Source organism: Mesorhizobium sp. WSM4828, from assembly GCF_055811175.1.
On the sequence record NZ_JBVVQK010000003.1, the window covers coordinates 59,683 to 82,597 of the forward strand.

Annotated in this window: 24 protein-coding genes; 19 read left to right on the forward strand and 5 right to left on the reverse strand. The window is 64.0% G+C overall.

The window, feature by feature from the left end; translation table 11 throughout:
• Positions 1-225: 225 nt before the first annotated feature.
• From odhB to lpdA, 4 genes are read left to right on the forward strand one after another with little or no spacing between them, the layout of a single operon-like run.
• Entirely contained in the window at positions 226-1,521 is a 1,296-nt protein-coding gene (gene odhB / locus AC0L2X_RS05010) for a 2-oxoglutarate dehydrogenase complex dihydrolipoyllysine-residue succinyltransferase (RefSeq protein WP_473553717.1), read from the forward strand.
• 41 nt (positions 1,522-1,562) lie between these two features.
• Positions 1,563-2,072: a hypothetical protein gene (locus tag AC0L2X_RS05015; protein ID WP_473599431.1), complete on the forward strand. Its 510-nt coding sequence runs from the start codon at positions 1,563-1,565 to the stop codon at positions 2,070-2,072.
• Positions 2,069-2,824 (forward strand): SDR family oxidoreductase, encoded by a 756-nt coding sequence (locus AC0L2X_RS05020; RefSeq protein WP_473553716.1) that lies wholly within the window; start codon positions 2,069-2,071, stop codon positions 2,822-2,824. Before AC0L2X_RS05015 ends, AC0L2X_RS05020 begins: the two co-directional genes overlap by 4 nt.
• Positions 2,825-2,842: 18 nt before the next feature.
• Positions 2,843-4,249, forward strand: coding sequence for a dihydrolipoyl dehydrogenase (gene lpdA, locus AC0L2X_RS05025; protein WP_473553714.1), 1,407 nt, complete (start codon positions 2,843-2,845; stop codon positions 4,247-4,249).
• Positions 4,250-4,994: 745 nt separating this feature from the next.
• Here the strand turns inward: lpdA and AC0L2X_RS05030 are convergent.
• Together AC0L2X_RS05030 and AC0L2X_RS05035 are read right to left on the reverse strand one after the other, a co-directional pair.
• Complete coding sequence (locus AC0L2X_RS05030; RefSeq protein WP_473599316.1) at positions 4,995-6,062, reverse strand: TraB/GumN family protein; 1,068 nt, start codon at positions 6,060-6,062, stop codon at positions 4,995-4,997.
• Positions 6,063-6,147: 85 nt separating this feature from the next.
• On the reverse strand, positions 6,148-7,086 hold the full coding sequence (locus tag AC0L2X_RS05035; protein ID WP_254817838.1) for a tyrosine recombinase XerC: 939 nt from the start codon (positions 7,084-7,086) through the stop codon (positions 6,148-6,150).
• 129 nt (positions 7,087-7,215) lie between these two features.
• Between AC0L2X_RS05035 and rimM the strand changes: the two genes are divergently transcribed.
• Both rimM and trmD read left to right on the forward strand, forming a co-directional pair.
• Complete coding sequence (gene rimM / locus AC0L2X_RS05040) at positions 7,216-7,815, forward strand: ribosome maturation factor RimM (protein ID WP_352493210.1); 600 nt, start codon at positions 7,216-7,218, stop codon at positions 7,813-7,815.
• Positions 7,812-8,510: a tRNA (guanosine(37)-N1)-methyltransferase TrmD gene (gene trmD, locus AC0L2X_RS05045; protein ID WP_473599317.1), complete on the forward strand. Its 699-nt coding sequence runs from the start codon at positions 7,812-7,814 to the stop codon at positions 8,508-8,510. Before rimM ends, trmD begins: the two co-directional genes overlap by 4 nt.
• Here trmD and AC0L2X_RS05050 read toward each other — a convergent pair.
• The gene (locus AC0L2X_RS05050; RefSeq protein WP_352493212.1) at positions 8,492-9,244 is read right to left on the reverse strand and encodes a sulfite exporter TauE/SafE family protein; all 753 of its coding nucleotides are present in this window, start codon (positions 9,242-9,244) and stop codon (positions 8,492-8,494) included. The two genes, trmD and AC0L2X_RS05050, sit on opposite strands and share 19 nt — an antisense overlap.
• 356 nt (positions 9,245-9,600) lie before the next feature.
• Here AC0L2X_RS05050 and rplS point away from each other — a divergent pair, with 356 nt between their 5' ends.
• The 5 genes from rplS to leuC all read left to right on the forward strand — a co-directional run bounded on the left by rplS (position 9,601) and on the right by leuC (position 14,787).
• Entirely contained in the window at positions 9,601-10,140 is a 540-nt protein-coding gene (gene rplS, locus AC0L2X_RS05055) for a 50S ribosomal protein L19 (RefSeq protein WP_254817835.1), read from the forward strand.
• A gap of 262 nt (positions 10,141-10,402) precedes the next feature.
• Positions 10,403-11,200, forward strand: coding sequence for a transporter substrate-binding domain-containing protein (locus tag AC0L2X_RS05060; protein ID WP_352468079.1), 798 nt, complete (start codon positions 10,403-10,405; stop codon positions 11,198-11,200).
• A 269-nt stretch (positions 11,201-11,469) separates the two neighbouring features.
• Positions 11,470-12,282, forward strand: coding sequence for an amino acid ABC transporter permease (locus AC0L2X_RS05065; RefSeq protein WP_473599318.1), 813 nt, complete (start codon positions 11,470-11,472; stop codon positions 12,280-12,282).
• A gap of 52 nt (positions 12,283-12,334) precedes the next feature.
• Positions 12,335-12,970: a class I SAM-dependent DNA methyltransferase gene (locus tag AC0L2X_RS05070; protein WP_473599319.1), complete on the forward strand. Its 636-nt coding sequence runs from the start codon at positions 12,335-12,337 to the stop codon at positions 12,968-12,970.
• A gap of 407 nt (positions 12,971-13,377) precedes the next feature.
• Positions 13,378-14,787, forward strand: a complete 1,410-nt coding sequence (gene leuC / locus AC0L2X_RS05075; RefSeq protein WP_352493165.1) for a 3-isopropylmalate dehydratase large subunit — start codon at positions 13,378-13,380, stop codon at positions 14,785-14,787.
• A gap of 59 nt (positions 14,788-14,846) precedes the next feature.
• Here the strand turns inward: leuC and AC0L2X_RS05080 are convergent, their stop codons facing one another.
• Complete coding sequence (locus AC0L2X_RS05080) at positions 14,847-15,158, reverse strand: hypothetical protein (RefSeq protein ID WP_473599320.1); 312 nt, start codon at positions 15,156-15,158, stop codon at positions 14,847-14,849.
• A 161-nt stretch (positions 15,159-15,319) separates the two neighbouring features.
• Here AC0L2X_RS05080 and AC0L2X_RS05085 point away from each other — a divergent pair, with 161 nt between their 5' ends.
• Positions 15,320-16,540 (forward strand): GGDEF domain-containing protein, encoded by a 1,221-nt coding sequence (locus AC0L2X_RS05085; protein ID WP_473599321.1) that lies wholly within the window; start codon positions 15,320-15,322, stop codon positions 16,538-16,540.
• A 54-nt stretch (positions 16,541-16,594) separates the two neighbouring features.
• Positions 16,595-17,815, forward strand: a complete 1,221-nt coding sequence (locus AC0L2X_RS05090; RefSeq protein WP_473599322.1) for a GGDEF domain-containing protein — start codon at positions 16,595-16,597, stop codon at positions 17,813-17,815.
• On the opposite strand, the gene AC0L2X_RS05095 is transcribed toward AC0L2X_RS05090, so the two are convergent.
• A complete protein-coding gene (locus tag AC0L2X_RS05095; RefSeq protein ID WP_473599323.1) occupies positions 17,799-18,158 on the reverse strand; it encodes a hypothetical protein in 360 nt (119 codons plus the stop codon). The two genes, AC0L2X_RS05090 and AC0L2X_RS05095, sit on opposite strands and share 17 nt — an antisense overlap.
• A 251-nt stretch (positions 18,159-18,409) precedes the next feature.
• On the opposite strand from AC0L2X_RS05095, the gene AC0L2X_RS05100 reads away from it, so the two are divergent.
• The 6 genes from AC0L2X_RS05100 (at position 18,410) to AC0L2X_RS05125 (ending at position 22,911) form a co-directional block, all read left to right on the forward strand.
• Positions 18,410-18,790, forward strand: a complete 381-nt coding sequence (locus AC0L2X_RS05100; RefSeq protein ID WP_473599324.1) for a hypothetical protein — start codon at positions 18,410-18,412, stop codon at positions 18,788-18,790.
• A gap of 243 nt (positions 18,791-19,033) precedes the next feature.
• Positions 19,034-19,453, forward strand: a complete 420-nt coding sequence (gene sdhC, locus AC0L2X_RS05105) for a succinate dehydrogenase, cytochrome b556 subunit (protein WP_352493171.1) — start codon at positions 19,034-19,036, stop codon at positions 19,451-19,453.
• 1 nt (position 19,454) lies between these two features.
• Positions 19,455-19,850, forward strand: coding sequence for a succinate dehydrogenase, hydrophobic membrane anchor protein (gene sdhD / locus AC0L2X_RS05110; RefSeq protein ID WP_352468070.1), 396 nt, complete (start codon positions 19,455-19,457; stop codon positions 19,848-19,850).
• A 3-nt stretch (positions 19,851-19,853) separates the two neighbouring features.
• Positions 19,854-21,692, forward strand: coding sequence for a succinate dehydrogenase flavoprotein subunit (sdhA, locus tag AC0L2X_RS05115; RefSeq protein WP_352912985.1), 1,839 nt, complete (start codon positions 19,854-19,856; stop codon positions 21,690-21,692).
• A 2-nt stretch (positions 21,693-21,694) separates the two neighbouring features.
• Positions 21,695-22,132 (forward strand): DUF3052 family protein, encoded by a 438-nt coding sequence (locus tag AC0L2X_RS05120; RefSeq protein ID WP_473599325.1) that lies wholly within the window; start codon positions 21,695-21,697, stop codon positions 22,130-22,132.
• Positions 22,132-22,911 (forward strand): succinate dehydrogenase iron-sulfur subunit, encoded by a 780-nt coding sequence (locus AC0L2X_RS05125; RefSeq protein ID WP_292663232.1) that lies wholly within the window; start codon positions 22,132-22,134, stop codon positions 22,909-22,911. Before AC0L2X_RS05120 ends, AC0L2X_RS05125 begins: the two co-directional genes overlap by 1 nt.
• The last annotated feature ends 4 nt before the right edge of the window (positions 22,912-22,915 follow it).

Here is a 22,915-nt window from a genome sequence, read left to right on the forward strand (position 1 = left end):
TTAAAAAACCCCCCGTCGCGGGGGGGGCTGGTCTTTCTACCTTCCTTCTGGGGCTTGGGCGCGGCCCAATACCCCCCCAACCCTCGGGGGGGGCGCCGCCCGCGCTTCCTCGCCCGCCGCCTCGCCGGCGACCGGATTGATGTCGAAGCATCTCGCCCAGCTTGCCGCCTTGCTCGACGACGCGCTTGGTGAATAGAACAGAACCGAAAGAAACGGACAGGCACAATGGCAACCGAAATCCGCGTCCCGACACTTGGTGAATCCGTCACCGAGGCGACCATCGGCAAATGGTTCAAGAAGGTCGGCGACGCGATCGCCGCCGATGAGCCGCTGGTCGAGCTCGAAACCGACAAGGTGACGGTGGAAGTGCCGGCCGCCGCCGCGGGCACGCTCGCCGAGATCGCCGTCAAGGAAGGCGAGACGGTCGGCGTCGGCGCACTGCTCGGCACGATTTCGGCAGGCGGAGCAGCCGATGCTGCCGCCGCCCCGGCAACGAAGCAGGAGGCGGTGTCGCAGGCCTCGGCTCCGACTGCGGCCTCGAGCGTCAAGCAGGCCGCTGCCGAGACGGCCAAGATCGCCGGCGACGCCGGCGCGATCGAGACACGTACCATGCCGCCGGCGCCGTCGGCGGCAAAGCTGCTGGCCGAGCATAATCTCGCGGTTGACCAGGTGTCGGGCTCGGGCAAGCGTGGTCAGGTGCTGAAAGGCGACGTGCTCGACCTGATCGCCAGGGGCGCGCCGTCGCAGCCGGCCGAAATGCCAAAGGCAGCGCCTGTACCGGCACCTGTCGCAGCGCGCGCGCCGTCCACGGCCGACGATGCGTCGCGCGAGGAGCGCGTGCGCATGACCAAGCTGCGCCAGACCATCGCGCGCCGCCTCAAGGAAGCGCAATCGACCGCCGCCATGCTGACCACTTTCAACGAGGTCGACATGAGCGCGGTGATGGCGCTGAGGAGCAAATACAAGGACGTGTTCGAGAAGAAGCACGGGGTGAAGCTCGGCTTCATGGGCTTCTTCACCAAGGCGGTCACCCATGCGCTGAAGGAGATACCGTCGGTCAATGCCGAGATCGACGGCACCGACATCATCTTCAAGAACTACGCCCATATCGGCGTTGCCGTCGGCACCGAGAAAGGTCTCGTCGTGCCGGTTGTGCGCAATGCCGACCAGATGTCCATCGCCGAAATCGAAAAGGAAATCGGCAGGCTGGGGCTTGCGGCGCGCGACGGCAAGCTGTCGGTTGCGGATATGCAAGGCGGCACGTTCACGATTTCCAACGGTGGCGTTTACGGGTCGCTGATGTCGACGCCGATCCTCAATGCGCCGCAGTCGGGCATTTTGGGCATGCACAAGATCCAGGAGCGGCCGATGGTGGTCGGCGGCCAGATCGTCATCCGGCCGATGATGTATCTGGCGCTGTCCTACGACCACCGCATCGTCGACGGCAAGGAAGCGGTGACGTTCCTGGTGCGGGTCAAGGAAAGCCTGGAGGATCCTGAGCGGCTGGTGCTCGACCTCTAGGGGCGGCTCACGTGAGCGGGAGAATGGATCTGCGCCGCCGGATGAATTCCCCTCGTTTCCGGTCTGGATTGTTTGTCACGATCTGCGCGGTTGGCGTACAGGCGGTCTCCGCCGCCCTCGCCGCCTGCCCGCTCGAGCTCGCCGTCTATGGCGATCCTGAGAACGCCGCCGAGATCGATTTCAGGCCAACCGGCGAATCGGCTGCCGTCACCAACAGCTTCAAGATGGTGCTCGACAAGGGCGTCGTGCTCGACGGCATCGTCATGTGGACCGAGGGCGTGGCGCGGCCGCATGGCTCGCTGATGTACAAATGCCCGGCCGGCGACGTCACCGGCGACGAGCTCGCCGCCTGCACCGTGTGGGAGGGCGTCATCTACACTGCCGACGACCAGGGCAATATCGCGTTGCTGCCGGGCGAAGGAAAGGATGCGCCGAAGAAGCTGATCCTTCCCGATCTGGGAGCGTCGTTGCAGATGTCGGTGGCCTATGGCGCCAACGGCTTTTCCAAGGTGCCCTGGGACGTCTTTGCCCTGAAAGGATGTCAGGAATGAGCGCGAGCGGAAAAATCCTGCTGGTGACCGGCGGCAGCCGCGGCATTGGCGCCGCTACATGCAGGCTTGCCGCCAAGGCCGGCTATCGCATTGCGGTCAACTACGTGTCGAATGCAAAAGCAGCCGAAACGGTGGTCGGCGACATCGACGCCGCTGGCGGAGAAGCCTTCGCCGTCAAGGGCGATGTCGGCAGCGAGGGGGACGTGTTGGCCATGTTTGAGGCTGTCGATGCCCGTTTCGGTCGGCTCGACGCGCTCGTCAACAATGCCGGCGTGGTCGACCAGAGCGCGCGCGTCGACGAGCTGAGCGCTGCAAGGCTGGAGCGCATGATGCGCATCAATGTGATCGCACCGATGCTTTGCGCCCGCGAGGCGGTGAAGCGGATGTCGACCAGGCATGGCGGCAAGGGCGGCGCGATCGTCAATGTTTCGTCGATCGCGGCAAGGCTTGGCGGGCCGGGTCAATATGTCGACTACGCCGCCTCGAAGGGCGCGCTCGATTCCTTCACCATCGGACTTGCCCGCGAAGTGGCCGGCGAAGGCATTCGTGTCAACGCGGTCAGCCCGGGCATCATCGACACCGAAATTCATGCCTCCGGCGGGCAGCCGGATCGCGCCGAGAGAATGCGCAAGGTGGTGCCCATGCAGCGCGTCGGCACCGCCGAGGAAGTCGCAGCCGCAATTCTCTGGCTGCTGTCGGACGAGGCGTCCTACACAACAGGCGCCAATCTGGAAATCGGCGGCGGCCGCTAAAGCAAAAGGGACAGTATCATGGCCTATGACGTCGTTATCATCGGATCTGGACCAGGCGGCTATGTATGCGCCATCAAGGCGGCGCAGCTCGGTCTGAAGACGGCGGTGGTCGAAAAGAACCCGACCTTCGGCGGTACCTGCCTCAACATCGGCTGCATCCCGTCGAAGGCGCTGCTGCATGCGTCCGAGATGTTTGCCGAGGCCGGCCATTCCTTCGACGGGCTCGGCGTCGAGATCGGCGCGCCCAAGCTCAACCTTGGGAAGATGATGGCGCACAAGGATGCGACGGTGACGGCCAACGTCAATGGCGTCGCCTTCCTGTTCAAGAAGAACAAGATCGACAGTTTTCGTGGCACCGGCAAGGTGGTTGCGGCCGGCAAGGTGTCGGTGACCTCCGATGACGGTAAGGTCGAGGAGATCGAGACCAAGAACATCGTCATCGCCACCGGCTCCGACGTCGCCGGCATTCCCGGCGTCAAGGTCGATTTCGACGAGAAGGTGATCATCTCGTCGACCGGCGCGCTGTCGCTGGACAAGGTGCCGGGCCACCTGGTGGTGGTCGGCGGCGGTGTCATCGGTCTGGAGCTCGGCTCGGTATGGGCGCGGCTCGGCGCCAAGGTCACCGTGGTCGAGTTCCTCGACACTATCCTGGGCGGCATGGATGGCGAGGTCTCCAAGCAATTCCAGCGCCTGCTGTCGAAGCAGGGCTTTGAGTTCAGGCTGGGCGCCAAGGTGACCGGCGTCGCCAAGGCCAAGAAGGGGGTGACGGTCACCTTCGAGCCGGTCAAAGGCGGAGCGGCCGAGACGATCGAGGCGGACGCGGTGCTGATTGCGACGGGACGACGGGCCTATTCGGACGCTCTCGGGCTGAAGGAGGCCGGCGTCGACGTCGATGAGCGCGGTCGGGTCAAGACCGACGGCCATCTCAGAACCAACGTGCCCGGCATCTACGCCATCGGCGATGTCATCGCCGGGCCGATGCTTGCCCACAAGGCCGAAGACGAGGGCGTGGCGGTGGCCGAAACCATCGCCGGCCAGGCCGGTCATGTGAACTATGACGTGATTCCGAGCGTCGTCTACACCACGCCGGAAATCGCCTCGGTCGGCAAGACCGAAGAAGAATTGAAGAAGGCCGGCATCGACTACAAGGCCGGAAAATTTCCGTTCAGCGCCAACGGCCGGGCGCGCGCCATGCTGCACACCGACGGCTTTGTGAAGATCCTGGCCGACAAGGCCAGTGACCGTGTGCTCGGCGTCCACATCGTCGGCTTCGGCGCCGGCGAGATGATCCACGAGGCGGCCGTGCTGATGGAGTTTGGCGGCTCGTCGGAAGACCTAGCCCGCACCTGTCACGCCCATCCGACAATGTCGGAGGCGGTAAAGGAGGCGGCATTGGCGACGTTCTTCAAGCCCATCCATATCTGAGCAAACGCGGAGAATCGCAAACCTTGGAGATTGGCCGAAACATCCGCGATTGCTCCCAAAAACAAAACGGCCCGCCTTTCAGCGGGCCGTTCATATATTAAGTCGGCAGTCTGATCACTGAGGGGCCGGTGCTGGTGCCGGCGCAGGTGCTGGTGCCGGGGCTGGCGCAGGGGCCGGAGCGGGTGCAGGTTCTGCCGGAGCGGGAGCCGGAGCGGGTGTTGCCGGAGCTGGCGCAGGAGCCGGTTCGGCTGGCTTCATCGGCTCGGCGGGTGCAGGCGCCGGGGCCGGTGTGCTGGCTGCGGGCGGTTCGGCAGGCGCAGGTGCCTCGCTACGTCTTCCAAAAACATAATAGGCGACAATTGCCAGGATAACGACGACCAGGGCAATCAGCCAGCCGCTGCCGCCGCCGCTTGGCCGTGCGGAGCCCGGCGAGGTGAATGGGTCGTTCGGATTGGGTGTGTTCGCCATAAAAGTGTCCTCCGTGGATGAAAAACATCAAGTAATAGCCATCAACGTACAATCGTTGAATCGGTTTCACATTAGGCGTTGAAAACGCCGAAAACAGGGCAATTCTGATCCGGAATCGCTTGCAGGCATGCATTTCCACCGCAAAATGGGGTTCGATCGAGCCAAACCGAACCTTTTTCAGTTTCTTGGCACGAAGCGCGGCCGGTCCGCCGTCGCGCCAGGAATCAGGACTGACCCAGGCTTGGCAATGATTCGGTGTGCAACTCCGCCGTGTCGTTCAGTTGACGGCGGTCACAGTATAGCCGGCCTTGCGGAAACCCTCGACCAAGCCTTGCGCTCCGGGAAGGTGCATGGCGCCGACCGCCATGAAGACATTGCCGTGGGCGAGGATCGGCGTGGCACGATCGACCATCACCTTGTTGCGGCTGGTGATCATGGTCTGCTCGAATTCGGCGTAACCCGATTGGTCGTCGACCTGTTCGGGGATGACGGCCCGAAACAGCGGTACGTACATGCCAGTGTCGCCACGCCGGTAAAGCACGATCATGGTTTCGTTGACGTCGTTCACCTTGTCGCCAAGCTTCAGCGTGTCGACCAGCCCCTTCAGGTGAAAGGCGATCGGCAGCGAAGCCATGGCGCGCAGCTGGTCGGCGATTGTCTCCAGCCCCTCGACTGATTTGCCCGAAGCCTCGGCGTCCTTGGCAAGCTTGACGTCGAGCACCGGCGCGCCGCCAGCCTGGCGGGCGACTTCGCATGCAGGCAGCGCCACCATCGCCGACAGCAACCAGGGCTTCATCTTGGCGACGGTCGCTGGCGGGATGCCACGCGTATCGAGCGCCTTGTCGACCACCGCCGCATCCTCCGGCGACAGCAGCGACGAAAGCGTCGTCTTGTCGGTGAACATCATCAGATCCGGCTCTTTCAGCAGTGTGGCCATCATCTTCTGCTTGTCGAGCACTTCGGTGGTCTCGATGACGACGGTGCCAGCCGCATCGAATGCCTCCTGCGCGGCGGGTGGCAGCGTGGTGACGCGCGGGTCGGTAACGTGCATGGTGCCGAACAGGAAGGACGGTTTTTCGCCTGATTTTTCGAGCTTCCACAGCAGGCCCTTGCCGTTCGGTGTCGCTGCCGCCTCCGCCTCGATCTTGCGGTAGGCAGCCGGGTCGTCCTTTTGCAGCGCGCTCAGCATATCGCTACCGGCGCAGGCCGGGGTCTCGGCGCGTGCCTTGCCCGCGGCGAGCAGCGCGATGATGAGGAAGGAGAGGAAAAACAGGGCGTTGAGCGCGACAAGCAGCTTCAGCGACATATGGGTCGCGCGGTCGGCGATGGCGATGAGGCGTTTCATGTTGCGGTTCTAGGCGCAAAAAGCGGCAAAACGGTTAACCGGCGCATCCAAATTGTTGCGAGATGGCCACCGATTCAAGCATCCATCACGCGCGCGGATGGGCTGCTTCGTAAATCTCGAGCAGCCTGGCCGTGTCGACGCCGGTGTATATCTGCGTCGTCGACAGGCTGGCATGGCCGAGCAACTCCTGGATGGTGCGCAGGTCGCCGCCGCGCCCTAGCAGATGCGTGGCGAAGGAATGGCGCAACGCATGCGGCGTCGCCGTGTCGGGCAGGTTGAGCGCCGAGCGCAGCTTGGCCATGTCGCGCTGAACGATTGCCGGGTTCAGCGGGCCGCCGCGGGCACCGCGAAACAGCAGGCCTTTGGGATCGAGATGCCAGGGACACAAGCGGCGGTATTCGGCAATCGCCCGCAGGGCCACCGGCAGCACCGGCACCAGCCGGGTCTTGCCACCCTTGCCGGTGACGCGCAGCACGGTATCACCAGGTGAGGACAGATCGGCGCCCGACAGGCCGAGCGCCTCGGAAATGCGCAGACCCGATCCATAGAGTAGGGTCAGCACGGCGGCGTTGCGGGCGGCGATCCATGGCTCCTCCGCCAGCTGGCCTTCCACCGAGACAACGTGTTTTGCATCGCTTGCGGTCAGCGGCTTGGGCAGCGATTTCGGCTGCCGCGGCGCGCGCAAGGCTGCCGCACCGGCCGCATTGGCGAGGCCACGCCGTTCCAGGAAACGCAGCAGCGAGCGGATACCAGCCAGCCCGCGTCCGAGCGTGCGGGCGCCGGCGCCCTCGGCACGGCGGGCAGCGAGAAAGCCGCGCAGATCGGCGGGGCGCAGATCGGCGATGTCGGAGATGCCGGGCGAGCCGCCGCAATGGCCGGTCAGGAAATGCAGGAACTGGCGCGTGTCGCGTTCATAGGCCTCGACGGTTTCGGGCGACAGTCGGCGTTCTCGCGCCAGCATCTTCAGCCAGGCCTCGCGCGCCGCCTGAAGATCGGGTTTCGCCGGTATGAGGAATTCCTGCATTGCGCTCTTCCAGTTCCGTTTTTCCAGTTCTGGGCCATCTTCCGGCAGCCGGGTTAGGAAGCGGTGAAGAGCGGCGTCATTGAAATGACGACGGGCTGGGGTTAGAGCAAGGCAAAGGATTTTCCGCAGATGAGCAAGCCACAAAACCCCGTCCAGATGGCCGTGATCGGTGCCGCGCATGGCATCAAGGGTGAATTGCGCGTCAAGAGCTTTACCGGCGACCCGCTGGCGCTGGCCGATTACGGTCCGCTCTACGCCAGGGATGGCCGCGCCTTCCAGATCGTCGACATCAGGCCTGCCAACACGGTGGTGGTGGTGCGGTTCAAAGGCGTCAACGACCGCAATGCCGCCGAGGCGCTTGCCGGCACCGAATTGTTCGTCGACCGTTCCGTGTTGCCTGATGAGGGCGAAGAGGATGAATTCTACCATGCCGACCTCGTCGGACTGGAGGTCAAGGACGACACCGGCGCGGTCGTCGGCAAGGTCGTTGCCGTGCACAATTTCGGCGGCGGCGACATTCTCGACGTGACGCTTGCCGGGCGCAAAGGCGTGCTCATCCCGTTCACGCAGGCCGCCGTTCCGGAAGTGTCGATCGCCGGCGGCTTTGTCCGCGTTGATCCAGCCGCCGCAGGGTTGGTCGAGGACGAGGACGGCGAGCCTGCCGGTGACGACGGTTTCGACCCCAAGGGCAGGCCGCGCGGGCCGAGGGACGCCGGAGGCAACCGGTGAGTTTTTCCGCTTCGGTGCTGACGCTCTATCCCGAGATGTTTCCCGGCGCGCTCGGCCTCTCGCTGGCCGGACGCGCGCTCGAGACCGGCATCTGGTCGCTCGAAACGATCCAGATCCGCGACTTCGCCAGCGATCGTCACCGTACCGTCGATGATACACCGGCCGGCGGCGGTGCCGGCATGGTGATGCGGGCAGACGTGCTGGCCAGCGCCATCGACCATGCCTCGCCGCCAGGCGATCCGCGTCCGCGTCTGCTGATGAGCCCACGCGGCAAGCCGCTGACGCAGCGCCGTGTGCGCGAGCTCGCCGGCGGGCCGGGTGCGGTGATCGTCTGCGGCCGCTTCGAAGGCGTCGACCAGCGGGTCATAGAGGCGCGCGGCCTCGAGGAAGTTTCGATCGGCGACTTCATCCTGTCCGGCGGCGAGCCGGCGGCACTCGTGCTGCTCGACGCCGTGGTGCGCCTGCTGCCCGGCGTCATGGGCAATGCGGTATCGGGCGAGGAAGAGAGTTTTGAAAACGGCCTGCTCGAACATCCGCATTATACGCGGCCGCAGGAGTTCGAGGGCCGGCCGATTCCCGAAGTGCTGATTTCGGGCAATCACAGGAAGATCGCGGCGTGGCGGCGGGCCGAAGCGGAGAGGCTGACGAAAGAGCGAAGGCCCGATCTTTTAGCCGCTCAGCCCTTGTCAAAATAGTAGAAAGCCAGGAACAGGCCAACCGCGATGACGAAGCCGCGCACGGCGTTCTGCGGCACGCGCCTGGCGATCCAGACGCCGGCATAGCCGCCGAGCGCGCCACCCGGGATCATGATGATCGCCTGCAGCCAGGCGATGACGCCGCCCGACACGAAGACGAGAATGGCAACCGCAGCGATGACCACGGCCAGCATGTTCTTCAGCGCGTTCAGCCGGTGATAGTCGCCGGACTGGGTGAGACCGAGCGTCGCCAGCATCATGACGCCCATGCCGGCGCCGAAGAAGCCGCCATAGACGGCAGTGGCGAACTGCGCCAGCGACCCGACCAGCGACCCCACCGCGGCCTCATGCTCCGGCTTGGGCGCCGGCTTCAGCCATGGCCCGGCAGCGAACAACGCGGTTGCCGCCAGCAGCAGCCACGGCACCAGGGCGCGGAACGCCGGGTTGTCGAGCCCCAGAAGGATGAGCGCGCCAGACAGCGCACCGAGAGCCGAAATGAGGCTGAGCAGCAGTGCGCCGCGCCAGAAATGCTTGATGTCGTGCCAATAGGCGAGCGTCGAGGTGATGTAGCCAGGAAATTGCGTCACCGACGATGTCGCATTGGCGACGATCGGCGGCAGGCCGGCCAGGGTCATGGCGCCAAAGGTTATGAACGTGCCGCCGCCGGCAACGGCGTTGACCGCGCCTGACAGAAAGCCGGCGAGAAAGAGCAGGACCGCGTCCAAGATTGGCATGAGGGGTGTCGTCGCTGGAGGAAAAATGCTTATCTTCCGGCTTAGAAAGCTTGACGCGCGGGCGCAACCCCCTGGACCACAAGCGATCACGGGATTGCCACAGCGGCGCCAGCCAAAAAGAAGCAGCGCCAAAAAAGAGACAGCGAAGGCGTGACAAAGCGCCGAAATAGCTGTATGTGCGCGCCGAACCGGAAGAAAATTCTCCCGGACCCGTCAACTGTGACGGTGTAGTCGCCCCTGCCCGATGTTCTCGAACAGAAGTTCTCGAACGAAGGGCATAGCCGAGCGGTCGATGCGACTGCAAGGCGAGTGTCGGACGCTCTGACTGTCGGAAGAACAAGAAGTGGATTATTGAGATGGACATCCTCCGTCAGCTCGAGGCCGAGCAGGCCGCCAAGATCGAAGCCAAGCGCAAGCTTCCCGAATTCCAGCCCGGCGATACCGTACGCGTCCAGGTCCGCGTGACCGAAGGCACCCGCACCCGCGTCCAGGCCTATGAGGGCGTCGTCATCGCCCGCGCCGGCGCCGGCTTCCAGGAAAACTTCACCGTCCGCAAGATCTCCTACGGCGAAGGCGTGGAGCGTGTGTTCCCGGTCTATTCGCCGATGGTCGAGGGCGTCGAGATCGTGCGCCGCGGCAAGGTGCGTCGCGCCAAGCTGTACTATCTGCGTGACCGTCGCGGCAAGTCGGCCCGCATTTCGGAAAACACCGGTGTGCGCGCCCGCAAGCTCAACGACGAAGAGCGCGATGCGCTGAACGCCGAGAAGGCGCGCATCGAGGCCGAGAAGGTGGCCGCCGCCCAGGCGCTGGCCGCCGAGAAGGCCGCGCAGGACGCCGCCGAGAAGAAGGCCGCCGACGAGGCTGCCAAGGCCGCGGAAGCAGCTGCCGCCGAATAAGGCTCTTCAAGAACGTATTTTCGGAAAGGCGGCTTCGGCCGCCTTTTTGTTTCGCGAGGCGGATTCTATTTTGCCGGACTGCGTCGGCCGCAATCGATACGGATCGTTCCGTAATGCCGCCGTTGAAAGCATTGGAATCCATTTTCGTGCCGAACGCCGCATCGGAGCGGCTTGCAAGGCGCCGGCGGAAAGCTAAAGTCGGCGCCGGATTTCCTGCATGCCTCGGCCGATCGAGGCGGTTCAGTTCCTGGGGAGCATCGTCATGATCAATTCGAAACTGCTGCTGGCCGGCCTGCTGGCTTGCCTTCTCGTGCCTGTCGCGGCCCTGGCGCAGGCGCTGCCCGACCTCGGCGGCAAGAAAGTGGTGGTGGTGACTGAAAATGCCTATCCGCCGCTGCAGTTCATCGATGCCAAGACCGGCAAGCAGATCGGTTGGGAATATGACGCGATGAACGAGATTGCCAAGCGGCTGAACTTCAAGGTCGAGTACCAGAATACCTCCTGGGACGCGATGATCCAGGCGGTTTCCGACAACCAGTACAACATCGGCATGACCGGCATCACCATCAAGGATGACCGCAAGCAGAAGGTCGATTTCTCTGACCCCTACATGCGCTCGGAGCAGTTCATGCTGGTGCGCGGCGACGAGAAGCGCTTCAGCGATGCCAAGACGTTCGCCGCCTTCAAGGATGGGCTGATCGGCGCGCAGGCCGGCACCACGCCGTTCTACACCGCCGTCTACAGCGTGCTCGACGGCAATGAGCAGAACCCGCGCATCAAGCTGTTCGAGACATTCGGCGCGACGGTGCAGGCGCTGAAGGCCGGCGACGTCGACGTCGTGCTCACCGACGGCACTGCCGGCAAGGGCTATGTCGATGCGTCCAATGGCGGGCTGAAGCTGATCGGCGGGCCGCTCGGCACCGAGGATTTCGGCTTCATCTTCCCCAAGGGCTCCGACCTGGTGAAGCCGGTCAACGCGGCGATCGCCGCGCTCAAAGCCGACGGTACGCTCGACGCGCTCAACAAGAAGTGGTTCCTTGATTACAAGATGGGGCAGTAGGCCCGCTTGTTGCGCGTCTTGCGTGACGGTCATGGGCAGAAATTCGCACTGACTTCGTTCCTTCGCGCCCCCCTCTGTCCTGCCGGACATCTCCCCCACGAGGGGGGAGATTGGCGGCTTCTGCGAAGACGCACCCTTTTCAACATCGTAGATTGGCGGAAGCAGTCGCAACAAGCGATCTCCCCCCTTGTGGGGGAGATGTCCGGCAGGACAGAGGGGGGCGCCGTAGAGCGCCGTCCCCCCGACGTTCTCTTGGCAGGCGTCACCTGATGCCTCCCGCATCCTCCACCGCCAAATCCGACTTCCCCTGGTGGCTTGCCGTGGCCGTGGCGATCGCGTTGGCCGCCGCCATCTTCATCGCGGGCAGCGACCTCTATGCCCAGGTGTTCGCAACCGTCGCCAAGGGCGTCGGCGTCACCATCTTCGTCACTGTGGTCGCCTTCGCGCTGGCTTGCGCGATCGGCCTCGGCGTCGCGCTGATAGGCCTGTCGGACTCACGCTGGCTCAGCCAGATCGCCCGCTTCTATGTCGAGATCATCCGCGGCGTGCCGATGCTGGTGCTGTTGTTCTGGATCGCCTTTGCCGGCGCGCCGGCCTTCGTCGCGGCATGGAACGCGCTGACGGCGCCGCTGCAAAGCGCCGGCCTCTTCGGTGAGCTGCTGGTACGCGACGTGTCGCTTTTATGGCGCGCCGTCATGGCGCTGACCATCGGCTATTCCGCCTTCATCTCGGAGGTGTTCCGCGCCGGTATCCAGGCGGTCGAGAAGGGCCAGATCGAGGCGGCGAAGGCGCTCGGGCTGACGCGCACCCAGCGCTTCCGGCTGGTCATCTTTCCGCAGGCGATCCGCACCATCCTGCCGCCGCTCGGCAATGATTTTGTCGCCATGGTCAAGGATTCCTCGCTGGTCTCGGTGCTCGGCGTCGCCGACATCACCCAGATGGGCAAGATCTACGCCGCCGGCTCGTTCCGCTTCTTCGAAACCTATTCCATCGTCGCCTATATCTATCTCATTCTGACCGTCGGCTTGTCGCTGGCCCTGCGGGCGCTGGAGAAGCGGCTGCGCCACCAGAATGGGCAATAGAAGGCAGGCGAAATCGGCGCTACCATCGAGCGGACGCCACCGGGGAGAACCGATGATCATCGACAAGGCCAATGCGGCGCTGGAAGCGGTCTACACGGCCGACACGCCTGAGACGCTCGCCAAGGCCTATGCGCAATGGGCCGCGACCTATGACGGCGAAACCGCGGCACTCGGCTATCTCCTGCCGTTCCTGATCACCGCCTGGGTGGCGCGCCACGTGCCGCGGGGCGAAGGACCGCTGCTCGACGCCGGCTGCGGCACCGGCCTGTCGGGGCCGTCGCTCAAGGCGCTCGGCTACCACGACATTACCGGACTCGACCTGTCGCAGGACATGCTGAAAATCGCCGACAGCCGGCAGGCCTACAGCGAGCTTAAACAGGCGATGCTCGGCGGGCCATTGCCCTGGCCGAACGGGTATTTCCGCGCCTTCTTCTCGACCGGCGTGTTCACCATCAGCCACGCGCCGGCGTCGGCCCTACATGAGCTGGTGCGCATCACCAGGAAGGGCGGTCACGCCATCTTTACGGTTCGCGACCAGGTGTTTGAAAGCGGCGGGTTTCAAGCCGTGTTTGGCGAACTGGAGCAGGCGAAAAAATGGCGGCCGATCGAGGAGAGCCCATGGTTCCGCTGCTATGCAATCGCCGAGCCCGAGGCGCTGGTGAAGACGTTTGTCTTCGAGGTGGTTTGAGCGGCGCCTTCTTCCTTCTCCCCTTGTGGGAGAAGGTGGATCGGCGCGCAGCGCCGAGACGGATGAGGGGTGTTGGACGGAATGAGGCGTCGGCGTTCCCTGGAACACCCCTCATCCGTCGCCTTCGGCGACACCTTCTCCCACAAGGGGAGAAGGGAAAGTCGCGCCGTACCAGCCACGATTGCTGAAAAGCCAAAACATTGATATGAGCAGCGCCATGGAAGAGCTTTTTGGCGATCCGGCCTATAAGGGTTTCGTGCTGCAGGACAGAAAACGCCTGCCGTCGCGATTTTCCGCGCGCGTCTGCGGGGCGCTGACCAGCCGACTTAGCTAGGGCGGACTCGCCAGGCTGTTTCGCCGGGCCGACCGGCGTCCTTTTCCCTTTTTAAATCGACGGATTTACGCAAATGAGCGCACCGCGCACCCTCTATGACAAGATTTTCGACGACCATGTCGTCGACCGCCAGGACGACGGCACCTGCCTGCTCTATATCGACCGCCACCTCGTCCACGAAGTCACCAGCCCGCAGGCTTTCGAGGGCCTGCGCATGACCGGCCGCAAGGTTCGGCATCCGGAAAAGACGCTGGCCGTGGTCGACCACAATGTGTCGACCTCGCCGGAACGCAAGTTCGGCATCAAGAACGAGGAAAGCCGCATCCAGGTCGAGGCGCTGGCCAAGAACGCCAAGGATTTCGGTATCGAATATTATTCCGAGAAGGATATCCGCCAGGGCATCGTCCACATCATCGGTCCCGAGCAAGGCTTTACGCTGCCCGGCATGACCATCGTCTGCGGCGACAGCCACACCTCGACGCATGGCGCGTTCGGGGCGCTGGCGCATGGCATCGGCACCTCTGAAGTCGAGCATGTGCTGGCGACGCAGACGCTGATCCAGCGCAAGGCCAAGAACATGCTGGTGCGCGTCGACGGCGCACTGCCGGAAGGCGTCACCGCCAAGGACATCATCCTCGCCATCATCGGCGAGATCGGCACCGCCGGCGGCACCGGCTATGTCATCGAATATGCCGGCGAGGCGATCCGTGCGCTGTCGATGGAAGGCCGCATGACGATCTGCAACATGTCGATCGAAGCCGGCGCGCGCGCCGGGCTGATCGCGCCCGACGAGACCACCTTCGCCTATGTCAAGGACAAGCCGCGCGCCCCCAAGGGCGAAGCCTGGGATGCCGCGCTCGCCTACTGGAAGACGCTGCAGTCCGACGAAGGCGCGCATTTCGACAAGGTGGTCGTGCTCGATGCGGCAAAACTGCCGCCGATCGTCTCCTGGGGCTCCTCGCCCGAGGACGTGGTCTCGGTGCAAGGCATCGTGCCGAACCCGGACGACATCACCGACGAGAACAAGCGCACGTCCAAGCAACGCGCACTCGACTATATGGGCCTGAAGCCGGGCACCAAGATCACCGATATCGAACTCGATCGCGTCTTCATCGGCTCCTGCACCAATGGCCGCATCGAGGATCTGCGCGCCGCCGCCAAGGTGATCGAGGGCAAGAAGGTCAACCCGCGGGTCAGTGCGATGATCGTTCCGGGCTCCGGCCTGGTCAAGGAACAGGCCGAGGCCGAAGGCCTCGACAAGATCTTTGTCGCCGCCGGCTTCGACTGGCGTGAGCCGGGCTGCTCGATGTGCCTTGCCATGAACGACGACCGGCTGAAGCCGCATGAGCGCTGCGCCTCGACCTCGAACCGCAATTTCGAAGGGCGCCAAGGCTTCAAGGGCCGCACGCATCTGGTATCGCCGGCAATGGCGGCGGCGGCAGCGATTGCCGGCCATTTCGTCGACATCCGCGAGTGGAAATAGGGCAGGGGCTCGCTCAGTCGGATATAGGTGCCCGAGCCGCAATGCGGTTCGGGCATTCTTCAGTCGGGCCGCCTGACGAATTCGTGGAATCCCTCACGGCGGCCGGGTTGATCCTTTGCGACGACCAGCGCCAGTTCGCGCTCGTCGAAGAGTTTGAACCATTCGTCCCATTCGACCAGTTCATAGCCGCCGGCATTGACCGGGCGTTCGGCCTCATCCTGGTCCTGATAGGCATGCTGGCCGAAGACCAGCCTCAGCATGGGCTGCGTTCCGGCTTCGGGCGACACGTCGACGATCGCCGGAAAGCCGGCGCGCGCCGCGGCCCATGAGCGAATTGCATCGTGATCGGTGAGCATGATCGTGTCGGCCATCGGAGCGTCTCCTGGTTTGCCGTCGTGAAACGCCGCTCGCCGTTCGCGGTTCCGCCCAGCGGCTTTGTCGACGCACCTGTCGTATATTCGCTTTCGCTTAACCGCTTGTTTGGGCTTCCGCTCTAACGTCTCCTGAGGGAAGCGAGGGGAAATTACAGCGCTTGGACACCGGACTGCTCATAGCGCTGCTCAATCCAGCTATCGCCCTCACACTCGGCACGGCATTTCTCGTGCTGTGGTTCTATCAGCGTCACCGTCCCTATCTGGCTGTGCTGGCGGCGGGCTACTCGGCCTCGGCCGCAGGCTTCCTGCTCCAGTATTTCACGTTGCCGGTCGGCATGGCGCCGACCAAGCTTATCTCGATCCTGTGCTTCACCCTTGCCACCTGCTGTCTCGCCGGCGCGGTCATTGCGCGCTACGGGCGGCGCGTGCCTTACCCGGCGGTCGGCATTCTGGCCTGCGGCGGACTGGCCGCGTTCTCGTGGTTTCTTTTTGCCCGGCCGGATCTCACCTGGCGCATCCTTGCAATCAATTTCAGCTTCGGCGGCATCAGCCTGGTTGTCGCCGCCGAGTTGCGCGTGGTGCGCAACAACGGCCCGACGGAAATGATCTTGTTCGTGCTGTCGCTGCTTTCCGGCCTGAACTTCCTGGCGCGGACCCTTGCCGTCGTCATCGCGCATGGGCCGTTCACCAGCTATGAAGGGCTTTACACTTCGTCCTATTGGACGACGGCGCTGCTGTCGCATGCATTGCTGTCGCTGCTTATTGCACTTTGCCTGTTCGGCGCCGCCGCGCTCGATGTGATGAAGGCCCTGAAGACCGAAACCCTGACAGACCCGCTGTCGGGGCTGCTCAACCGCCGCGGTTTCGAAGAGCGTGCCACGCTGGTCCTGCAGCACTGTGCCACGGCGCGGTTGCCGGTTACGCTGGTGCTGGCCGATCTCGATCATTTCAAGGCACTCAACGATCAGCATGGTCACGCGGCCGGGGATCGCGTCATCGCCGACTTCGCCGCCAAGCTTCTATCGGCTGCAGGCACGGGTGGCGTTGCCGGCCGTATCGGCGGCGAGGAGTTTGCCGTGCTTTTGCCGCTCAGCGACCTTGGCGCGGCAAGACTGTTTGCCGAAACCATTCGCACGCTCTATTCGGCGGGCAGAATCGACGGGCTTCCGCCCGAGACAAGAGTGACCGCGAGCTTCGGCGTGGCCGCCCGCACTAGCGACGAAGGGCTGGACCCGCTGATGCGGCGCGCCGATGAAGCGCTCTACAAAGCCAAGAGGAATGGCCGCGACAGCGTGTGCCTGTCCTATCAGCGGCCTGAAACAGTCGTCCTTCCCAATCGGACCAGTGCCGGCGGAGCGTCAGCGGCGCCGTCGAATTAACGTCTTTTTCGCGCCTCGGTGATTTGCTGTTCGGCGGGGAGTACCAAAAACGCCATGGGCAGCGCTAATTTCATCCTGGTGATCAACCTGTTCGTTGCCGGGCTGCTGGCGGCCGCCTTCATGACGATCGCGGTCTATGACGCCGGCCGGGTTTCGGCGCGTTGGCTGGCGTTCGGCTATGTGCTCGGCATGGCTTATTTCGCGATCGAGTTCAGCATTCCTGCCTTCGACAATGCGCGCCCCGTGGTTGTCGCCGCCTTTGCCGCCTTCCTTGGCGCAACCGTCGCCTTCAATGGCGGGCTTGCCCATAAATACCGCGTTTCGCCGCCTTGGCCGCCGATGCTGTTCTTCCTGGTCTTCGCCACCCTCGCGGTCTACTTCGTCCAGGACCTGCCACGCCAATCCTTTGTGCGAATGGCGGCCTATCAGCTTCCCTATGCGGCCATGCAATTCACCGGGCTGGCGATCGTCTTGTCGTCTAGGCAAAGACGCGAGCGGCTCGACAATATGCTGATGGCTGTCTTGGCGGCCAGCGCTTTGCAGTTCGCCAGCAAACCCTTCATCGCCCATGCGCTCGGCGGCTGGGGTGCCAACCCGCAATCTTATGCGCAGACCAGCTACGCGTTGGTCTCGCAGTCGATCGGCACCGTGTTCGGCCTGGCGCTTGCGCTGGTGACGATGGCTATCCTGGTCCGCGACGTGCTCGCCGAGGCGACGTCGAAATCGGAAACCGATACGCTTTCACGGCTGCTCAACCGTGGCGGCTTCGAGCGCCATGCCGAGATCGCGCTGCGCGACGCCATGCGGCGGGCCGCTCCAGCGGCACTGGTCATTGCCGATCTCGACCATTTCAAGCGCATCAACGATACTTACGGCCACGCGTCCGGCGATCGGGTCATCGAGACCTTTGCCGGTTTTCTCCGCGATGCCGCGGCCGACCATCATGTCGCCGGCCGCGTTGGCGGCGAGGAATTCGCTATTTTCCTGCCGGGGACCAATCTAGCCGCCGCCCGGCTCTTTGCCGAGGGCACGCGTAGCGCCTTCGGTGCCACGCCGATCGACTGCCTGCCCGCGGATCACCGCTGCAGCGCCAGCTTCGGCGTTGCCGAGCTTGGTCCGGGCGAAAGCTTTTCCGATTTGCTGCGGCGCGCCGACAAAGCGCTCTATCAGGCGAAGGGCAGCGGCCGCGATTGCGTGCGTGTCTCGGTGGGGTCGGCTGTTGCCCTGCCGGCGCCGTCGACAAAGGGCGGCGTGGCCGTCAGCGGCAGGGGCTGAGCTCCGGCATTTCGCCGTCGGAGAGGCCGTACATATAGCTGCGGCCCTTGACGAAAACCGGCGGCCTGTAGCAGTCGCCGCCGCGGACATCGTCCGATTCGTTTTCGTAGATCACGTCGGGCTGGCCGGCGCTGGTGTAGTCGGATAATTCCTTGGCCAGCTTGCCCTCGCCGACGAGGATACGCTTGTAGCCGACGGCGCTGTCGATGACGAGATTGCCGAAGGAATCGGCATAGACGCGGTCGTGGTGACGCGTCCCGGCGAGTGCTGGTGTGGCGATGCCGAGGGCGAGCGCCGCCACTAGGAACCAGGGAAGGCGCGATCCTGCTGAATTCGAATGCATGGCGTGCTGCTCCATTGCTGAGAGGCAAGCCTCCTCGAATCAGAAATTAACCTTTTATTAACCTTTGTTAAGAGGGCAACCGCAGCCGGGGCGAGGTTCTCGGAAAACATGGTTAATACTCGGTCGCCCACCGGCCATCATTCGGCCATGCCTTGTTCCCACCATCGCCGCATCGAGCGCGACCCAAAAAGCATGAATCCAGTGGCTTGCCGGAGCATCGCGGCGGGCTCGATGCGCGGGGGAAGCAGGATATGAGATTACACCGCACGTTTCGGATGGCGCTGGCCATTCCGCCGCTGCTAGCCGGCGCCGCCTGCGCGCCGCAGACCAGCGCGCCCAAGCTCGGCAATACGCCCGCCGCTTCCGTGTCGCTTGCTCCCGCCGCTAGCGAACCGACGGCACGGCAGCCGCGCACTGCAACCTACAAATGCGCCGACGGTAGCGTGATGACCATCGAGAACCTCGGCACGTCGGTGCGCGTGCTCGGCCCCGACGGCACCAGCGCCGAGCTGCCTGCCTCACCGGCCAATCAGACAAGCCGCTACGGCGAGGCGCATGACGCAATCGTGATCGATGGGCGTGATGCGCTGGTGATGAAGGGCGGCGCATCACCGCTGGCCTGCAAGCGCTGATCCGCCCGTTGCGCCAGCCATATTTTTGCAGTGCAGCGACATTGTGCCGGCTCAAGGCAACAGCCCTAATCGATTGAAGCTGAAAGCCTCGCTTTCGTCAGACTAAATTACGTTTTCGAAACGGTTTTCCGGCTTTGACGCGCTGCAAAAAGAGCATTAGAAACCGGCTGTCCGAAGTCGCAACCGGAAGCGGCAATGCCGCATTTCCACCTGAGGCTCCAGAGACGCCGAACTGGGGGAGCCATGAGCAAATCACCAGCCACCCGCGAATTTGCCAGACGCGAACGGCCGCTTTCGCCGCACCTGACCGTCTATCGGCCGCCGATCACCATGACGATGTCGATCGTCCACCGTATCACCGGCGGGGCGCTCTATTTCGGCACGCTGCTGGTCGCCCTGTGGCTGATGGCGGCGGCGAGCTCGGAGGCGACCTTCAATGCCATCAACTGGGCCTTCGGCTCGTGGCTGGGACGGCTGGTGCTGTTCGGCTACAGCTGGGCGCTGATGCACCACATGCTGGGCGGTGTGCGCCATCTTATCTGGGACACTGGGGCAGGGCTGGAAAAGCATACGGCTTCGAGGATCGCCTGGGCGACGCTGGCCGGCTCGGTCACGCTGACGCTGCTGATCTGGATCGCCGGCTACATGGCGCGGGGAGCCTGACATGAACGGCAAGAACACCGATATGCGCACGCCGCTGGCCAAGGTCCGCGGCCTCGGTTCCGCCCGCGAGGGCACCGGCCATTTCTGGCGCCAGCGGCTGACGGCGATTTCCAACATCCCGCTGGTCCTGTTCTTCGTCGGCTTCCTGATCGCACTCAACGGCGCCAGCTATCTCGAGGTGCGCGCCGCACTTGCCAATCCGTTCGTGGCACTGGTGCTGGCGCTGGTGCTGTTGTCGGTGCTCTACCACATGCGGCTCGGCATGCAGGCAATCATCGAAGACTATGTGCATGGCGAAGGCGCCAGGCTGGCGCTGCTCGCCCTCAACACATTCTTTCCCGTAGTCGTCGGCGTCGCCTCGGTCTTCGCCCTGCTTAAACTGGCATTTGGAGGCTGAGTTTTGGCCAAGGACGCGAAGAACGCCAACACGGCTTCCGCCTATAGCTATGTCGACCACAAATTCGACGTCGTGGTCGTCGGCGCCGGTGGCGCCGGCCTGCGCGCCACGCTCGGCATGGCCGAACAGGGCCTGCGCACTGCCTGCATCACCAAAGTGTTCCCAACGCGCTCGCATACGGTGGCGGCGCAGGGCGGCATTGCCGCCTCGCTCGCCAATATGGGGCCAGACAACTGGCAGTGGCATCTCTTCGACACGGTCAAAGGCTCGGATTGGCTGGGCGACACCGACGCGCAGGAATACATGGTGCGCGAGGCGCCGGCGGCGGTTTACGAGCTCGAGCATTACGGCGTTCCCTTCAGCCGCACCGAGGACGGAAAAATCTACCAGCGGCCGTTCGGCGGCATGATGATGAATTTCGGCGAGGGGCCGCCAGTGCAGCGCACCTGTGCGGCCGCCGACCGCACCGGCCACGCCATGCTGCACACGCTCTACGGCCAGTCGCTGAAGCACAATGCGCAGTTCTTCATCGAGTATTTTGCCCTCGACCTGATCATGGAGCCGGACGGAACCTGCACCGGCGTCGTCGCCTGGAACCTCGACGACGGCACCATCCACCGCTTTTCGGCCAAGATGGTGGTGCTGGCGACAGGCGGCTATGGCCGCGCCTATTTCTCGGCCACTTCGGCGCATACCTGCACCGGCGATGGCGGTGGCATGGCCGCACGCGCAGGCCTGCCGCTGCAGGACATGGAGTTCGTGCAGTTCCACCCGACCGGCATCTACGGCGCCGGCTGCCTGATCACCGAGGGTGCCCGCGGCGAGGGCGGCTATCTCGTCAATTCCGAGGGCGAGCGCTTCATGGAGCGCTACGCGCCGTCAGCCAAGGATCTGGCTTCCCGAGACGTGGTCTCGCGCTGTATGACGCTGGAGATCCGCGAGGGCCGCGGCGTCGGCCCGAAGAAGGATCACATCTTCCTGCATCTCGACCATCTCGACCCGGCCGTTCTGCACGAGAGGCTTCCCGGCATTTCGGAATCGGCAAAGATCTTTGCCGGCGTCGACCTGACCAAGGAACCGATCCCGGTGCTGCCGACGGTCCACTACAATATGGGCGGCGTGCCGACCAATTACTGGGGCGAGGTGCTGAACCCGACGGCGTTGAACCCGGACCAGGTGTCGCCCGGGCTGATGGCGGTCGGCGAAGCCGGCTGCGCCTCGGTGCACGGCGCCAACCGGCTGGGTTCGAATTCGCTGATCGACCTGGTTGTGTTCGGCCGCGCGGCGGCGATCCGGGCCGGCCAGGTGATCGACCGCACATCGGCGATTCCCTCGCCCAACGAAGCCGCCGTCGAAAAGATCATGGACCGCTTCGACCGGCTGCGTCACGCCAACGGCTCGACGCCGACAGCGGTTTTGCGCGAAAAGATGCAGAAGGCTATGCAGGAGGACGCAGCGGTGTTCCGCACCCAGGAATCGCTGGAAAGCGGCTGCAAGCGCATTTCGCAGCTTTGGGGCGAGCTCAAGGACGTAAAAGTGTTCGACCGCTCGATGATCTGGAACTCCGATCTGGTCGAGACGCTGGAGCTGGAAAACCTGATGGCCAACGCCATCACCACCGTCTACGGCGCCGAGGCGCGCAAGGAAAGCCGCGGCGCGCACGCGCGGGAGGACTTTTCGGCCCGCGACGACGCCAACTGGCGCAAGCACACGCTGGCCCGGCTCAACGAGGCCGGCGAGGTGGCGCTCACCTACCGGCCGGTGCACACCGAGACGCTGCTCAAGGAGGCAGACGGCGGCATCAACCCGGCCAAGATCGCGCCAAAGGCCAGGGTGTATTGATCATGGCGCTGGCGGCAGCTGGATATTCCGGCACACCCCTTCCAGCCAAGCTCGGCCTGAAGGACGGGATGATTGCTGCCTTCGTCGCCTTGCCCGCCGAACTGGACGACCTTGCCGAATCCGTGGACTTTGCCGGGCTCGACCGGCTGGCCAACTGGTCAGCGATTTCGGGCGTTCATCAGAAATATGATGCGGTGCATGCTTTCACCCGGCAGCGTGTCGAGATCGAGGACCGTCTTGGCGACGTCGAAGCGGCGATCAAGCGGGACGGCATGGTCTGGGTGTCGTGGCCAAAGAAGGCATCGAAAGTGCCGACCGACGTCACCGAGGACGTTATCCGCGCCGAGGCGCTGAAGCTCAACCTCGTCGACGTCAAGGTCGCCGCCATAAACGAGATCTGGTCCGGGCTGAAGCTCGTCATCCGAAAGGACCTGAGGTAATGGTCGAACTCACGCTTCCGAAAAACTCGAAGATCATGGCCGGAAAAACCTGGCCGAAGCCTGAGGGTGCGACCAATCTGCGCGAATACCGCATCTACCGCTGGTCGCCGGACGATGACGAGAACCCGCGCATGGATACGTATTTCGTCGACATGGACGATTGCGGGCCGATGGTGCTCGACGCGCTGCTCTGGATCAAGAACAAGATTGATCCGACGCTGACGCTGCGCCGCTCCTGCCGCGAAGGCATTTGCGGCTCCTGCGCCATGAACATCGACGGGTCGAACACGCTCGCCTGCACCAAGGGCTGTGACGACATTTCCGGCGCGATCAAGGTCTATCCGCTGCCGCACATGGCCGTGGTCAAGGACCTGGTGCCCGACCTCACCAATTTCTACGCCCAGCACGCTTCGATCGAGCCGTGGCTGAAGACGGTGTCGCCCGAACCGGCCAAGGAATGGCTGCAGAGCCATGAGGATCGCGAAAAGCTCGACGGGCTCTACGAGTGCATATTGTGCGCCTGCTGCTCGACCTCCTGCCCGAGCTACTGGTGGAACGGCGAGCGCTATCTCGGCCCGGCGACGCTGCTGCAGGCCTATCGTTGGCTGATCGATTCCAGGGACGAGGCGACGGGCGAGCGGCTCGACAATCTCGAAGACCCGTTCCGGCTCTATCGCTGCCACACCATCATGAACTGCGCCCAGACCTGCCCCAAGGGGCTCAACCCGGCCAAGGCGATCGCCGAGATCAAGAAGATGATGGTGGAGCGACGGGTTTAGGGTT